Origin of the sequence: Chelativorans sp. M5D2P16, assembly GCF_034427935.1 — a bacterium.
Taxonomy (GTDB): domain Bacteria; phylum Pseudomonadota; class Alphaproteobacteria; order Rhizobiales; family Rhizobiaceae; genus Chelativorans.
Genome location: NZ_JAXQNM010000039.1, coordinates 28,449 through 43,130, shown reverse-complemented (window position 1 = coordinate 43,130; position 14,682 = coordinate 28,449). Strand labels below are relative to the sequence as shown.

At 61.9% G+C, this 14,682-nt stretch carries 15 protein-coding genes and 1 pseudogene; 5 read left to right on the top strand and 11 right to left on the bottom strand.

Annotated features, from left to right (window positions below; all coding sequences use genetic code 11):
• The first annotated feature begins 323 nt into the window (after positions 1 to 323).
• The gene (locus SIN08_RS19830) at positions 324 to 626 is read left to right on the top strand and encodes a DUF1344 domain-containing protein (protein WP_322453344.1); all 303 of its coding nucleotides are present in this window, start codon (positions 324 to 326) and stop codon (positions 624 to 626) included.
• 184 nt (positions 627 to 810) lie between these two features.
• Here the strand turns inward: SIN08_RS19830 and chrA are convergent, their stop codons facing one another.
• A complete protein-coding gene (gene chrA, locus SIN08_RS19825) occupies positions 811 to 2,214 on the bottom strand; it encodes a chromate efflux transporter (RefSeq protein ID WP_322453343.1) in 1,404 nt (467 codons plus the stop codon).
• Between the two features lie 18 nt (positions 2,215 to 2,232).
• Positions 2,233 to 3,213 carry a chromate resistance protein ChrB domain-containing protein gene (locus SIN08_RS19820; RefSeq protein ID WP_322453342.1) on the bottom strand — a complete coding sequence of 327 codons (981 nt, stop codon included), beginning with the start codon at positions 3,211 to 3,213 and terminating at the stop codon, positions 2,233 to 2,235.
• A 444-nt stretch (positions 3,214 to 3,657) separates the two neighbouring features.
• On the opposite strand from SIN08_RS19820, the gene SIN08_RS19815 reads away from it, so the two are divergent.
• Complete coding sequence (locus SIN08_RS19815) at positions 3,658 to 3,978, top strand: helix-turn-helix domain-containing protein (RefSeq protein ID WP_322453341.1); 321 nt, start codon at positions 3,658 to 3,660, stop codon at positions 3,976 to 3,978.
• A 90-nt stretch (positions 3,979 to 4,068) separates the two neighbouring features.
• Here the strand turns inward: SIN08_RS19815 and SIN08_RS19810 are convergent, their stop codons facing one another.
• Positions 4,069 to 4,989, bottom strand: a complete 921-nt coding sequence (locus tag SIN08_RS19810) for a LysR family transcriptional regulator (protein ID WP_322453340.1) — start codon at positions 4,987 to 4,989, stop codon at positions 4,069 to 4,071.
• Between the two features lie 97 nt (positions 4,990 to 5,086).
• On the opposite strand from SIN08_RS19810, the gene SIN08_RS19805 reads away from it, so the two are divergent.
• Entirely contained in the window at positions 5,087 to 5,917 is an 831-nt protein-coding gene (locus SIN08_RS19805; protein WP_322453339.1) for an SDR family oxidoreductase, read from the top strand.
• A gap of 174 nt (positions 5,918 to 6,091) precedes the next feature.
• On the opposite strand, the gene SIN08_RS23685 is transcribed toward SIN08_RS19805, so the two are convergent.
• Positions 6,092 to 6,388: a LysR substrate-binding domain-containing protein gene (locus SIN08_RS23685; RefSeq protein WP_416208107.1), complete on the bottom strand. Its 297-nt coding sequence runs from the start codon at positions 6,386 to 6,388 to the stop codon at positions 6,092 to 6,094.
• Between the two features lie 99 nt (positions 6,389 to 6,487).
• Entirely contained in the window at positions 6,488 to 7,495 is a 1,008-nt protein-coding gene (locus SIN08_RS19800) for an NAD(P)-dependent oxidoreductase (RefSeq protein ID WP_322453338.1), read from the bottom strand.
• 96 nt (positions 7,496 to 7,591) lie between these two features.
• Here SIN08_RS19800 and SIN08_RS19795 point away from each other — a divergent pair, with 96 nt between their 5' ends.
• Positions 7,592 to 8,197: a TetR/AcrR family transcriptional regulator gene (locus SIN08_RS19795; RefSeq protein WP_322453337.1), complete on the top strand. Its 606-nt coding sequence runs from the start codon at positions 7,592 to 7,594 to the stop codon at positions 8,195 to 8,197.
• 216 nt (positions 8,198 to 8,413) lie between these two features.
• Here the strand turns inward: SIN08_RS19795 and SIN08_RS19790 are convergent, their stop codons facing one another.
• From SIN08_RS19790 to SIN08_RS19770, 5 genes are all read right to left on the bottom strand, one after another.
• Positions 8,414 to 8,650 carry an NAD-dependent epimerase/dehydratase family protein gene (locus SIN08_RS19790; RefSeq protein WP_322453336.1) on the bottom strand — a complete coding sequence of 79 codons (237 nt, stop codon included), beginning with the start codon at positions 8,648 to 8,650 and terminating at the stop codon, positions 8,414 to 8,416.
• Positions 8,650 to 10,080 carry a sulfatase gene (locus SIN08_RS19785; protein WP_322453335.1) on the bottom strand — a complete coding sequence of 477 codons (1,431 nt, stop codon included), beginning with the start codon at positions 10,078 to 10,080 and terminating at the stop codon, positions 8,650 to 8,652. The genes SIN08_RS19790 and SIN08_RS19785 overlap by 1 nt, the downstream gene beginning before the upstream one ends.
• On the bottom strand, positions 10,077 to 11,594 hold the full coding sequence (locus SIN08_RS19780; protein ID WP_322453334.1) for a tripartite tricarboxylate transporter permease: 1,518 nt from the start codon (positions 11,592 to 11,594) through the stop codon (positions 10,077 to 10,079). Before SIN08_RS19780 ends, SIN08_RS19785 begins: the two co-directional genes overlap by 4 nt.
• 5 nt (positions 11,595 to 11,599) lie before the next feature.
• Positions 11,600 to 12,133 (bottom strand): tripartite tricarboxylate transporter TctB family protein, encoded by a 534-nt coding sequence (locus SIN08_RS19775; RefSeq protein WP_322453333.1) that lies wholly within the window; start codon positions 12,131 to 12,133, stop codon positions 11,600 to 11,602.
• A 66-nt stretch (positions 12,134 to 12,199) separates the two neighbouring features.
• Entirely contained in the window at positions 12,200 to 13,180 is a 981-nt protein-coding gene (locus tag SIN08_RS19770; RefSeq protein WP_322453332.1) for a tripartite tricarboxylate transporter substrate binding protein, read from the bottom strand.
• Positions 13,181 to 13,276: 96 nt separating this feature from the next.
• Between SIN08_RS19770 and SIN08_RS19765 the strand changes: the two genes are divergently transcribed.
• Positions 13,277 to 14,176, top strand: coding sequence for a LysR family transcriptional regulator (locus SIN08_RS19765; RefSeq protein ID WP_322453331.1), 900 nt, complete (start codon positions 13,277 to 13,279; stop codon positions 14,174 to 14,176).
• A gap of 45 nt (positions 14,177 to 14,221) precedes the next feature.
• Here the strand turns inward: SIN08_RS19765 and SIN08_RS19760 are convergent.
• Positions 14,222 to 14,679, bottom strand: a pseudogene (locus SIN08_RS19760) (type IV secretory system conjugative DNA transfer family protein); the annotation flags it as partial.
• Between the last annotated feature and the right edge of the window lie 3 nt (positions 14,680 to 14,682).

Below are 14,682 nucleotides of genomic sequence, written 5' to 3'. Positions count from 1 at the left end.
ATTCTTGGGCAAGCTGACCGCCCGCGGGGACAATACAGAGCCGCATGCATACGGACACGCGTATCATTCCAAGATAGTGTCCACGCCATTGTGACGTGTTGAGGATCAGGGGCTCTTGGGCTGACAGCCCCTCAGGCAGGCATTGGCGCATCCTGCAGGATCGTGCAAATCTTGAACACCCGTTGGCAAGCTCCTGATCGGCGCGCGCAGTATTGATGATCGCGGAGAACAAGCCCGCTCAAGGGACCGGACGACGATGCGGAAGAAGGTTCCAGGGGTACTGGCTTGTCCGTCTCTGAACGCGAAAGAATAGGAGTTTTGAAATGCGCAAGTTTCTTGCCGCGGCTGTTGCCGCTTCCGTGATGGGCGCTGCCTCGATTGCCTCCGCCGGTACATTCACGAGCACCGGTGTAATCGAGAGCGTGAACACCAAAACGAACACCGTTCGAATCCGGGACGGCGATGCCTATCGGCTGCCTACCCATGTCGATCTTTCCGGCCTGGCGGCGGGCCAGCGGGTTCACGTCAGCTGGAACTCCCAAAACCCCTCGAGCACAGACGACCGTCACAACAGCGACGAGTGGATCTGGGTGTTCGACGCAACCGGCATCGAGCGTGCCGGCTGACCGGCGGCTCGACCCGTAGCAAGGTATCGGATGTAATCTGTTAGCCCTTGCGAACTTCTGACCAAAGGCGGGCAGCAATGCGCTGTCCGCCCCCCAAAACCGGCCGCTGCCGGGGCAAGAGCATGGCGAGGAGGCCGTCGCCGGGTCGAGCCGCGGGCGCGGCCGAATGTCCGTTCTTCCAGCGTCAGATGAGCCCATAAAGCAGCCCCGCCAGGGAGCAGGCGGCGAGCACCGGCAGCATGCCGACCTTGAAGCGGAACACGGCGATCAGCGCGCCGAGGGTGAGCACGAGCGAGGCAACATTGACCGAGCTCAGCACTGGCGCATCGACGCTCATACCGAAACCGCTCACATTGACGAGCTCCCCGAAGAGCACATGCAGCCCGAACCACACCGCAAGATTGAGGATGACACCGACGACGGCCGCTGTGATCGTCGCCAGTGCGGCCGACAGCGCCCTGTTGCTCCTCAGCGCCTCGACATAGGGCGCACCGAGAAAGATCCACAGGAAGCAGGGGGTGAAGGTGACCCAGGTGGTCAGAAGCCCGCCGAGGGTGCCGGCCAGCAGCGGATCGAGCGAGCCCGGCGCGCGGAAGGCGCCCATGAAGCCGACGAACTGTGTAACCATGATGAGCGGCCCCGGCGTGGTCTCCGCCAGACCGAGCCCGTCCAGCATCTCGCCGGGCTGGAGCCACTGATAGGTCTCCACCGCCTGCTGCGCGACATAGGCGAGAACGGCATAGGCCCCGCCGAAGGTCACCACGGCCATCTTGGAGAAGAAGACGGCGATATCGGCAAAGACGTTGCCACTGCCAAAGGCGACGACGAGGGCGATGACCGGTGTAAGCCACAGGATGAGAAACGCGCCTGCGATCCTCAGCGCCCAGCCGACTGAAGGCCGGGCGTGCGCCGGGATCGTCTCGCCAAGGGCGCTCTCCGCGTCGGCGACCTGCCTGTCACCCACCTTGCCGTGACCATTGGCGGCGAGAAAGGGCGCGAGGCCCGCGCGCGCGCCGGCAAAGCCGATGAGGGCCGCCGTCAGGATGATGAGCGGGAACGGCACGTGGAAAAAGAAGATGGCGATGAAGGCGGCCGCGGCGAGCGACACCATGACGTTGTTCTTGAGCGCACGGCTACCGACCCGGACGACGGCCTGCAGCACGATGGCGAGCACCGCCGCCTTCAGCCCGAAGAACAGTGCCTCGACCACGCCGACATTGCCGAAGAGCGCATAAATCCAGCTCAGGCCCATGATGGCAACGACACCCGGCAGCACGAACAGCGTGCCGGCGACGAGCCCGCCTTTGGTCTTGTGAAGGAGCCAGCCGATGTAAACGGCGAGCTGCTGCGCCTCCGGTCCCGGCAGGAGCATGCAGTAGTTGAGCGCGTGCAGGAAGCGCGTCTCGCCGATCCAGCGCTTCTCCTCGACGATGATCCTGTGCATCACGGCGATCTGCCCGGCCGGACCGCCGAAGCTGAGCGCCGCCACCCGTGCCCACACGCGCACCGCCTCGGCGAAGGGGATGCCGTGGTCCGGCGCGGTGTTGCGCTGGATCGCTTGTATGTCGTCGCTTGCATTTCTGTCCATGGATCCACCCCCTGCGCGTCACCGGCGCTTCTTGCGGAAATATTGATAGAGGTTGTCGAAGACGGGCACTCCTTGAGCGATGCGCTCCTCGTCGTTAGCGTGCGCCAGGGCGATGCCGGCGATCAGATGGGCGATGCCGGTCGCTTCCTCGCGCGCAAACTTGCCGTCTTTCAAGTCGATGTCGTGAACGATTTCGGCGATCGCCTGAAGGCCCGGGTCGTCGAGGCCGGTGCGGGCGAGCAGTACCTCGAAGCTGCATCGGTCACCCTCGTGGGTGAACTCGCCTTCGAACATGTCGAAGCGCAGCTCACCCGGCTTGGGGACATAGCCCTTGCCCGGCACGAAGCGGATCACGGCATCGACGTCGATGAAGCGGCGGATCAGCCAGCTGCAAGCGATGCGGTCGATGTGGACGCCCTTGCGCGTGACCCAGATACGGCCTTTGAGGTCCTCCGCCGTCAGCACAGCCTGCGCCTTTGCGGCGTCCATGCCCTCGTCCGCTGCGAGCCGGCTCTCGAATTCAGCGATGGAACCTTCCGCGGTGAGGCGGCCGGTCGCGCCGAAGAAGTCGATCGCCGTGATATCAGCCAGCCGCTTGCGCAGGCGCCGGACCTGGGCGTGCGCTTCCGTCTTCTCCCCGCTGCCCCCCGCAGCATCTAGCGCCGCAGCGAGCGCCCGGGCTTCGTTCGCGATCGCCTCATAGTCGGCATCGCGCGCCATATCGAACAGCGCCCGCGCCTGGTCATCCGAAAGACCGTCGATCAGGAGCGCCTCGCAGACCATCGCCTCGCCGCCGCCCTCGACGATCTCCTTCAGGAGCCACGCGAAATCCTCCCGCGTCTCGGCGGTCGCCGGCAGCGCGTAGACGGTGCTCTTGACGGCGACAGCGCCGATGCCCTGGAGCCGGCGCCAGATCTTGACGCGCAAATAGGCCGGCTTGCTGGGCAGCTGGTGGATCAGAAGTAGCCAGGGTCGGTTCGGTGACCGGTCATCTTGCATGAAAAGACCGTATCATTGGAGATATGAAAAGCAACAGATGTATCAATCCAGATAGCGGGTAACTCGCAACGCGATGCAACAAATCAGCGTCACGTTCAGCATCAGGTCCGATGCCTGAAGATCGCGCTTGCGCTGAGTCCGCCGAAGCCAAAGCCGTTTGACATGGCGTGCTCGACCATGAGTGGGCGCGCATGCCCCCTACCAAATCGACGCCTTCAGCCAAAAAAAGATTGCGAACACTGGTGACGTGAACAGGGCTAACTATAGACAGCTACAACGCCGGGAGCAGGTCACCGGGAGAAGGTTGCCGCGCGCAGCCTTCCGAATCAAAATGCCGCCAACTCATTGAGTTAGAGCCTCTTCGAAGAAGGCGGAGTCGGTTTCGGGATTCAGGCGATAGGTTTTGTCTGATTCATTTCTCCTGGTGATTTGCGGGAGGTGATGATGACCAGGAGCTTGAGCGCTGACCTTCGCGGGCGCGTGATTGCGGCCATTGAAGATGGTGTGTCGACGCGGGAGGCGGCGCGGCGCTTCCGGATCGGGATTTCGACGGCCGGGAACTGGTATCGCCGCTATCGCGAGACCGGCGAGACACAAGCGCGCAAACAAGGCCAGCCGTCGCGTTCGAAGCTCGACGCGCATGAGGCCTTCATGCTCGGCCTCATCGAGGAGACGCCGGACATCACGCTTGCCGAGATCGGTGCGCGTTGCGGCGTGTGTGCAACCCACGGCGCAGAAACGCAGCCCGTTTGTCCTCCAAGGTGAGTGCCCGCATTTAGCGTGCATCCCTTGATCCGCCTGAACACTGCGCAGAAAACGCATTGGCGAGGCATACTCGGGACGGCCAGCGCTCCGCTACCTGGGGCCGGAAAGCAAGGCCGCCTTCGTGTCGGGTTCCTTCAACAAGTCGATTAGGGCGCGCAGTGCCGCAGGCACGTGACGGTGTCCGGGATAGTACAGCATCAAGCCGGAGGATGGCGGGCACCAGTCTTCAAGTATCGCTGTCAGGCGACCTGCAGCGAGGGAATCGTGGGCAGCGGTTTCAGGCACATAGGCGATGCCCAATCCGCGGGTTGCCGCTTCGATCATGAGGTCATTGTCATTGAGCGTCAGTGCGCCTGGGGGATCGATAGCGATTTCCTGCCCGTGCTTCTCGAATTCCCATCGGTAGCGCTTGCCACTTGGCAGGCGCTGACGAATGCAGCCATGCCTAAGCAGATCATCGGGAACAACCGGTTTGCCGAAACGGCTGACATAGTCCGGTGAGGCGACGGTGAGGAAGCGGAGATCGTCACTGATCCTTACCGCGATCATGTCTTGGGGCACCGCCTCAGCGAGCCGGATGCCCGCATCGAACCCCCGGTCCACGATGTCGACAAGACGCCCTTCGCTGACCAGATCGAGTTCGACATCGGGGTATCTCTCCAGATATGTCGGCATGATATGGCGCAGCATTAGTCGAGCGGCACCTCTGTCGGCATTAATCCGCAACACACCACTGGGGCTACCGCGGTCAACCGCGAGCGTATCGAGCGCCGAGTCGAGGTTTCTGAGAACCGGACCGATCCGGCCGAGTAGTCGAGATCCCGCATCGGTTGGTGAAACACTGCGGGTTGTCCGGTTCAGAAGCCGCAGCCCCACTTGCTCTTCCAGCTTCCTCATGCGGTGACTGAGCGCGGATCGCGAGACGCCCAGCAGATCGGCGGCACGCCGAAAGCTGCGCTCGGTGGCCACGACCGTGAACGCTTCCAGGTCAGCCAGCGATGGCTTTCTCATTGGTGAATCTCCTTCACCTATTCATGCAACAATAGCGGTCTTATTGCACGAATTATGTCGCCCTACATCATGACCGATCTCATGAAAGGAGTGTCATATGAGCAAAACATGGTTGATTACCGGGGCGTCCTCAGGGTTGGGCCGGGAGATGGCGAGCCGATTACTGGCGCGAGGAGATCGTGTCGTAGCAACAGTGCGGCGAGAGGATGCCCTTGGCGATCTTGAGCAGCAGCATGGCGCGAACATTGCAGTTCTGAAGCTCGACGTTACCGATTTCGGGCGCGTGCGAAATGTGATGGACGAAGCATTCGCGCAGATGGGCCGGATCGACGTCCTCGTCAGCAATGCTGGCTATGGATTGTTCGGAGCAGCGGAAGAACTCACCGACGAACAGATCGAGCATCAGATTGCCACCAACCTGACCGGTTCCATACAGATCGTCCGTGCAGCCCTGCCGCATCTGCGGCGGCAAGGCGGCGGACGTGTGGTTCAGGTCTCATCGGAAGGCGGACAGATCGCCTACCCCAATTTCAGCCTGTATCACGCCACCAAATGGGGCATTGAGGGCTTCGTCGAATCCGTCGCTCAGGAAGTCGCCCCTTTTGGGATCGACTTCCTCATCGCCGAGCCCGGTCCGACGGCGACCAACTTCGGTGCCAGCCTTGTTCGCCCAGCATCGATGGAGGTGTACGAGGACACGCCCGCCGGAGAGGTGCGGCGCGCCATCGACAGCGGAAGCTTCGATATCAAGGGTGATGCGGCACGGACTGTAGACGCCATCATTACGGCCGCTGACAGCGAAAAGCCGGCGCTGCGTCTCACCTTGGGCAGCATTGCCTACGATTCCATTTCGAAGGCGCTGGCTGATCGACTTGCGTCCCTGCAGGCGCAGCGTGAAGTTGCCGTTTCGGCCGATCGCGGCGAATAATAGCCCTCGCGCCATCCAGCTATGCTCCCGGCACCCGGACGCCGGCCGGCGCCGACCCCGACGTCAAAAACCGACAGATATTCGCGGCATCGGCCGCTGCGTCCGCGCGCTGGAGCTCCCAGTTAAACAGGAGCGATCTGGCAAAACCAGTCTCATGCCATGCTATGCAATTCATTACCGCACGCTGGAGGTGGCGCATGCATCACAGGGGTGTCGCGGCGATGAGGTCCGATCAAACAGGACGTCCGTCACTTCCTTGCATCGGACCTTCACGCACCGCTGCGCGGAAAAATCGAGAAAGGCCCGGAACGCGGGCGGAAGCTGCTGGCGGTTCGGATAATAAAGATCCCATGCGAGAAGCAGGGTCGACCAGCCCGGGAGCAGGCGGACGAGGCGTCCAGCCGCCAGATCCTTTGTGGCATAGGGTTTGGCAACGCAAGCCAGCCCGACACCGCGAACGGCGGCGTGAATCGTTTACCGTCAGACCTCGCCCTGGGGGGCGGTCGCAAACGCATTGCGCGGCTTTCGGGGAGCGGGCCACACACCACCCTCTTTGGTGGGGATGCCTAACTATTGGAGATCGAGCGTCAGCACCCTGCCGCCAATCTGTTCGAGGCGTGTAAAATAGGCGTCTGGGTCCAGCAACTGGTACGGAAAGTAGAGGCCGGCGGGAACAGCCGGCCCCCCGGCCAGCCCGGTCGCCCGTTCGAGAACCATTGCAACCCCGAGCCCCGTCAGCGGAAACTGGCCTTCGGGATGGACGACGGCATGCCGGGTGCACAGCGGTCGGCCCTCGTGATCCTCTCCGGCAAGGTCGATGATGATCTCGGTCGACATCGGCTCGCCTCGACGGCGCGTGGAACTGACACCCGTCGCGAGGTTGAACTCCACGTTCGGTGCGCCCGTCGCCATCGCGAGGCCTACGACATCGTTCGGCGACAGGGCGGATGCGTCCATTCTGGTGCCGTCGACGGCGCGGATCGTCGCCGTGGCATCGTCGCCGACGCGCCAGACAAACCTGCCCTTGCGCCGGGCAAGAGCGGCGGGCGCGGTCTTCGTCACCCGCTCCAGGTCCACGGTCTGCGCCGGGCCGCCGGTATCCTCGTCGTCGAGCAGAGCGCCGATGGAGATACTGTCCAACCGACCATACGCCTTGGCGAACTCGAGCGTCGGGACGGTCGTGGCGCCGACGAGCCATTCCGTGCCGAGAACGACGGGCGCGGCGCCGGGCCGGTGGATGTAACCGCCGACCTCAGGGCCGATCTCCTGAAGAAGCGGCGAGATGCTGATATACGGCACACCGCGAGACTGGGCGAAACGCAGACCGGCCATGCGTTCGTCCGCAAACAAGACGGCGACTGCACTGACCGGCCGCGCCCCGAGGCCGAGACCATCGACGGCAAGATCGAGCCTCACGCCTTCTGCCCTGCCGATCCCGGCCGCCGCCTTCCTTGCCTTCGCGAGATCGCGGCCCGCGATCAGCAGCGGCACCTCGGGATGAGCCTCACGCAGGTATCGCGCCGCCCGGCGGCCGACAACGCCGGAACCGCCGATGAGCAGAATGGGATGTGATGACATTGCGGAGTTTCCTTGCCCGGGATATGAAAACCTACCAATCGTAGGTTTTTATCATTAAGTTACGAAAAGTAGGTTTGCAAGAGGCGTGAGATCGAGATGACAGATCCGACAGGGGGATCGGCGACCCGCAGGCTTGCCAGGCCGGACCGGCGCCGTCAGTTGCTGGACACGGCGCTTGAGATCGTTCGTGAGGAGGGTGCGGACCAGCTTACCCTCGGTCATCTTGCCGCGTGCGCCGGGGTCTCGAAACCCGTTGCCTACGACCACTTCGGCACGCGCTCGGGGCTGCTCATCGCGCTTTACAAGATGATCGACGCGGAAAGGGTGGAGGCTTTCCGTAATGCCATGGCCACCGGCGAACGAAGCGTCGGCGAAACGGTCGATATGCTGGCCGCCGCCTACATCCGATGTGCCGGCGATATGACCGATGAGTTTCATGCGGTGGGGGCTGCGTTGGCAGGAAGCGAAGAGAAGGCCGCCGTTTTCCAGGAGCTGCTCGACAACAGCGTTCAGATGTTTGTCTCGGTGCTCCTACCGCACAGCACCTTGTCGCCAACCGACCTGGAGCGACGTTGCGTCGGTCTGGTCGGCGCGGGCGAGGCGCTCTCGGCACTTATGGTGCGCGGGCGTTGCAGCGAGGCCGAAGTCGTCGAAGCCTTCGCCTCATTGATTGGCGGTGGAATGCAACAGGCGCGCCGCTAGCCGGTCTCTTGCTCGAAAATCCGCATCGTTGCGTCCACAACGGCGGACTTACCTGTTTGATGGAAGTCTTTCCCAAGGGCCTCCCGGTGACTGTGCATGTTGATGGGAACTTTTCAGCCCGATAGCGCGACCAACTCTCCCAAATCGTTGCATCGGCGCCGCTTGGCACCTCGGGCTGCATTTCCCGCTCGCGCTCGATCTGCCCGGCGCAGTGAATCAGCGTATCAATGGCGCCGGCCGGCCCGCCAACCTCATGACGTCGGCCTCGTCCGTCAGGTCCACTGCATGATAGCTGCATCCATCCGGCGACCTGTGGTCTCGGGCGCGGCCGGTGACGATGACTTCGGCGCCGTGGCGAACGAATCCCTTGGCGAGAGCAGACCCGATGCCGCCCAGACCACCAGTGATCAGCGTACGTTTGCCTTCAACTGAAAAATCCCAGCCGATGGTCATCAGCTTGCGATCCTCCCGAGCCAGCCTTGGGCCGCCAGCCCGCTTTCGATGCGCCATTCCAGTAATCGTGAAGTAAACTCAAGGCGAACATCCGCGTGTGCGGGGTCGTCCCAGAGATTGACAAGCTCATCAGGGTCCTGGTCGATGTCAAACAACTGCCCCTCGGAGCTTCCGGAGATGTGCAGCAGTTTCCATTGCCCCGACCGGATCATGGTAAAGAAGGCAGCACTGTTCTGGATCATGTCGCGTGCCAGCTCCGCGAAAACCTCGGTCCTCAGCGGCGTCCCGGTTTCGCCTCGCAGATATGGCGTCAGCGAAACACCTTCCATCCAGTCGGGTGGGCGAACGCCTGCCAGCTCAAGGACGGTCGGCGCCAGGTCCATCAGCGAGACGAGGTGATCGACATGGGTCCCGCCGGAGCGGCGTGGATCAAAAATGATTGCCGGGACGCGGACGGAGTGCTCGTACATCGTCCATTTCTGGCTGTGTCCGTGGTCGTTCAGGCAATCACCGTGGTCGGACGTGAAGATGATGATGGTGTTGTCGGCCACTCCGCGCGCTTCCAGTGCGGCCCGGATATCCCCCACGATCCCGTCGATCATCGAGACATTGGCATAGTAGTGGGCCCGCTGGCGTCGTGTCTGTTCCGCCGTCGGGTTAGCAAGATGGCGCACCGCATCGTGGTCGTCGCGAATGTGGTTCGCCTGCAGTTCCTGAAGCGCTGCGGGCTGTGCCTCTATGTCTGAAGGGATCGGTACGGGCAGATCGCGTTCGAGATAAGGTTTCAAATCCTCCGGTGCAGGGTCATACGGCGGATGCGGCCCGGGTAAGCCCACCTGGAGGAAGAATGGCTTCGAGCCGTTCCATTCCCTGAGCCAGCGGCAGGCAAGACGGCCGGTAAAAACATCGGAATGCAGGTCGCGATCGAGCTCCCATGAAAACGCCCCGAGCGCGGTTCCGTAATCCTGCCGGCGGCGATAGGTTCGCCGGTCGGGCTTTTCGACGCCGCGCGCTATCAGCGCCTTGTCCCAGTTGTCGAGGAAGAACGGCAGGTTGGGATGGGCACGGTCCTTGTTCTCCACGACGTGGCGTTCGTGAAAGCCGAAAGGCCCCTCGAAGGGGTGGGTATGCATTTTCCCCACATTGCAGCAATGATAGCCGGCTTCCGCAAGATCGCTTACCCATGTCGAGGGCCAGACCTCATCATTGCGCAGCACGCCGGAATTGTGCGGATAGAGCCCGGTGAAGAGGCTTGCCCGGGACGGCGCACAACACGGCGATGTCGCATACATCCGCGAAAAGGCCGTACCCTCGCTCACAAGCGCATCCAGGTTGGGTGTATCCATGTGCGGGAAGCCCATGGCGCGGATTGTATCGTGTCTTTGCTGGTCAGTGATGACGAAGACGATATTGGGACGGGTTTCGGTCATGAATGAGACTCTCGTGTCGACGTGGAAAGCTTGTGCAGCGCGCGACGGCGCAGCAGCGCCTGCACGACGGGCGTGAAGAGAACGAACACCAGAAGTGCCAGGATGATCTGCGAAGCAGGCCGGTGCAGGAAGAAACCGATCCAGTCGCCGCCTGTGACAAGCGACGTCATGCGAAGCTCTTCCTCGAACGTCGCGCCAAGAACATAGCCAATGATCAGGGGAGCGAGCGGAATTGCGGCCAGCCGCAGAGCGTAGCCTATGAGACCGAAGGCGAAGAATACCCACAGGTCGAACATGTAGCGCTGCACCATGAACACGCCCAGCACACTGAACATGCCGACGGCTGCGACAAGGTAGGGTTTCGGAACCGCGAGCGTGCGTATCAGCGCTCGCAGCATCACGAGCGCGATTGGAAGCAGCAGCATGGCTCCCAGAAGGAAGGCGGCAAGAACGCCATAGACGATTTCCGGTTGCTGCTGAAACAGTTGCGGTCCCGGAGCAAGCCCCTGTATCAGGAAACCGCCCATCAGCGCGGCAACCACCGGATCCCCCGGAATACCGATGGCGAGCATCGGCAGAAGCGCTCCTCCGGTCGTGGCGCTGTTGGCGGATTCGGCGGCCACCACGCCATCGTCGGCCCCCTCACCGAACTTTTCCGGCTCCTTGGAAAAACCCCGCGAAACGCGATAGGCGATATAGGCCGAGGCATCACCGCCGATACCCGGAATGGCACCGATCAAGATGCCGACCGCGCTCGAGCGCAGCCAGTTCGTCCAGCGGCGAATGAAGTTCCCCAGGATGCCATTGCGCAACTGCAAACGCACCCGCTCCGCCTTGCGATGATCGCCCTCAGCCACCTGCGCCAGCAGCTCGGACACGGCGAATAGGCCCATCAGAAGCGCAACGAGATTGAATCCACCGTCGAGACCGGACAGCCCCATCGTCAGGCGCGGCAGCCCCAGAATCGGATCAGTACCGATCGCGGCGGCCGCCAGTCCCAATGCTGCGGCGAGCAGACCTCTCGGCAGGGACCGCCCCGTCAGCGAGGCGACGGTCGACAGACCGAGCGCGGCGAGCAGCATCGTCTCCATGGGGCCGAAATTGGCGGCGGCGGCGGCCAGATAGGGTGACAGAAGGATCAACAGAAGAGCGCCGATTACGGCGCCGGAGAACGACGAAAGAGTGGCCAATATCAGCGCGTCGGAAACGCGTCCGCCGCGAGCCATGGGATAGCCGTCGAGCAACGTCGCTGCCGCCATCGGCGTGCCCGGCACCCCGATCATGATTGCCGTGACCGCCCCGCCGAAATTGCCACCCTGATAGATACCCATCAGAAGGGCTATCGAGGGTACGGGCTCCATGAAGAACGTGAACGGGATGGCAAGCGCAATACCAAGCAAGGGCCCCATACCCGGCAACACGCCGAATATGATGCCGACAACCAGGCCGACAACGATGGAAAGAAGCAGGGAGGCCACGCCGGCAAGGTCAAGCGCGGCAAACAAGGCGTCCATATCGCTCACCCCCCGATCAGACCGGACCAGAGCCGCCCGAAGGGCAGGTGAATGTCGAAGACCAACCGTACGATCCAGTACAGCACCAGCGTTAGCGCCAATGGAAAGCCGGCGATGGGCAGAGGTCGGCGTGCGCCGCCGGCAGTCATCAGCGCAGCGCCGAACAAGGTGGTGGAAGCGATGTAACCAAGCTGGCGGAAGGCCAGAACACAAAGAAACAGGGCAACGATCACGCTGAAGATGCGCGCCCACGGCAGCGCCTCATCAGGCCGGCCGTGGGTCGTGACCAGCCGGTATCCAGGGCGCACAACAACGGCGAGGGCGAGCCCCATCAGCGCTACGCCCAGCCATGTGGGATACTGCTTGGCGTCAATTCCGCCGGACAATGAGGCGATGGGATTGTCTTCCATTGCCGCGATATCCAGCACCATCCAGAGGCCGAGCAGAAAGGCACCCGCACCGACAACAACTGCGGCGAGATCCTGCGATCGCGTCGTCGCGGCTGTTTGCTGGGTTTGAGCTATTTCACCAGTGGACATGGGGAAAAACCTCGGCCAGAAGCATGCTTCGCGCCGCCACTATCGGCTGCAGCGGCGCGACGACACTCAGTTCTTCTTCAGATCGTCCAGCGCGGGCCCCAGCCGTTCGAGCGAAACCCGCCACAGGTCCTTGAATTCCTCAGGCTCCATGTACTGGACGGTAAAGCCGCCTTCGAACATCTTCTTCTTGAAGGCTTCCGAGTTGATGACGTCGCGGAAGACATCCTGCAGGACTTTCAGCCGTTCCGGATCGGTTCCTTCGGGCGCGACCAGTCCGGACCAGCCGGCTGTCGCCGCTCCCCAGTCCAGATCGTAACCCTGCTCCTTGGCTGTGGGAATCTCCGGCTCGATCGGCGAGCGCTCCTCGGTGAAGATCGCAAGGGACTTGATCTTGTCACCGTAGGTCTTTTCGGCACCGAGCGCCCCGGTGGTGAAATCGAGCGAACCGTCGAACAGCCCCTGAATGTTGGATGTCTCGCAGCCATCCGCGGGAATGGGCTGGTAGTTTGTGATTCCGGCCACCTCGAGGAAGCGCCGCATCACCACGTGCGGCAGGCTGACCGCCGGGCAAACCCCCACACGCAGAATACCGTCCTGCGCCTTGGCCCATTCGACGAACTCATCGACGTTGTTGGCGGGATGATCGGCGGTCACCGTGAGCGTAAACGGGTTCACCCACATCAACGCGATCGGGTCAAAGCCCATCGGCTCGAAACCGATGCGCGACTCGAATGTCGGCACCATGATCTGAGTGGCGACCCACGAATTGCCGATCGTGTAGCCATCCGGATCGGCTTCCGAAAGTGTCAGCATCGCCTTGGCGCCGCCGCCGCCGGCGATATTCTGCACTGCGATCGGCTGGCCCAGTTTTTCCGAGGCGAATTCAGCGACGATACGTGCGGTGATATCGCCTGACGTGCCGGCCTCCCACGGTTCGATCATGGTGATCGGACGCGTCGGAAAATCCTGCGCACCAGCGGCTCCGGCAAAAGCGACGAATGAAAAGGCAATACCCGCAAAGCGGATCAGCGTGCTGTGATTCATCATTTCTCCTCCCTTGGATTTGACAAACGCTAGATGCGGGAGTTCATTAATACAAATAATTAACAATGCATTCGTAATGCATTTTGATCATTACAGGCCATGAACCTTCAGAACCTGCGCTACCTTCTGTCCATTGCCGAAACAGGTTCGATGACCCGTTCGGCCGAACAACTGAACATGACCCAGCCGGCACTGAGCCGAGGCCTTGCTGCCCTGGAGGAAGAAGTGGGCGCGCGATTGTTCGTACGGCTCCCCAAGACCATGCGCCTGACTGTGTTTGGTCACGTTATGGTGCGCCGTGCGCAAATGGTTTTCCGGCAATTGGAAGACGCACAGCACGAAATTCGTCACCTTCAAGAACACGAGGAAACCGAACTCGCTGTCGGTGCGGGCCCGATCTGGCTCACAGGGCTTCTGCCGCGAGCGATCAGCCTTACAACGCAGGAAATGCCCGGTGTTTCGATCAGTGTCGTCGGAGGATTCGAGCGACAACTCGCCGAACTGGCACGACGTGGCCAAGTCGCCTTCATTCTTACAGAGCTGACCGAAGATCCGGAATTCACCGACCTTCTGTCCGAGCCGCTCACTTCAGCACGCTATGCCATAATAGCGCGCCGAGGCCATCTGCTGGAAACGAAAGGGCCACTGGAACTTTCCGACTTGCTAGACTATCCGTGGGTCATGCCAGACAAGGCCGTGAACGCGCAAAAACGTCTTGACGGACTGTTCCAGACAGAAGGAATGACCCCACCGGTTGCGCGGATACGATCAACTTCCAATGGCTTCATCGCGACCTACATCGAGCAGACGGACGCCCTGACCTTCGCCGTGACCCCGATGCTGCGCGACCGCCCCGGTCTGACGGCGCTCCCGCTATCGCGCGTATTGCCGAAGAGAACCACGGGCATTCAGCGATTACCTGATAACTGGCTGAGCCCCGCAGCAAAACGAATGATCGAGCACTTGAAAACACTTGCTTGCACGATGGACGAATTCTGACCCCCTCTATTTGGCGCATCAACCGCAAATATTGACTTGGAGCGATAGTTCGCGCGCAGCCGACGGATGAACGCCGGCCTCGCCAGATGCGACGTCTCCATCATCGCCCGCAGTGTCTTGTCGGGTTCGGCCTAAAGCACATACAGGATCGCGCCGACAGGAATGCGTGGCTGGTCTTTTCCCAATGGTTGCGCTTGCCGAGGCTGCCTTCGGGATCGACCAGAATATCGGCTGTTCTGCACGTCGCGGACTTCCCATTCGCCCTGCCGGACTTCAAGCAGCGGGTTATAGGCCGAAGAGTTGGCGTTGGTCGGATCGAAGAGCAGAACGTGCCCGTGCTTTGCTCGGAAGCCCGCCGTGAGGTTCCAGTTCTCGCCCTTGATGTCATGAACGATACAGCTTCCTGGCCGGGTCCGCAGCGTCGGCACGACGAGCCCGACGCCTTTGCCAGAGCGAGTGGGCGCGAAGCAAAGCACATGCTCCGGGCCATCACGACGCAGATACGC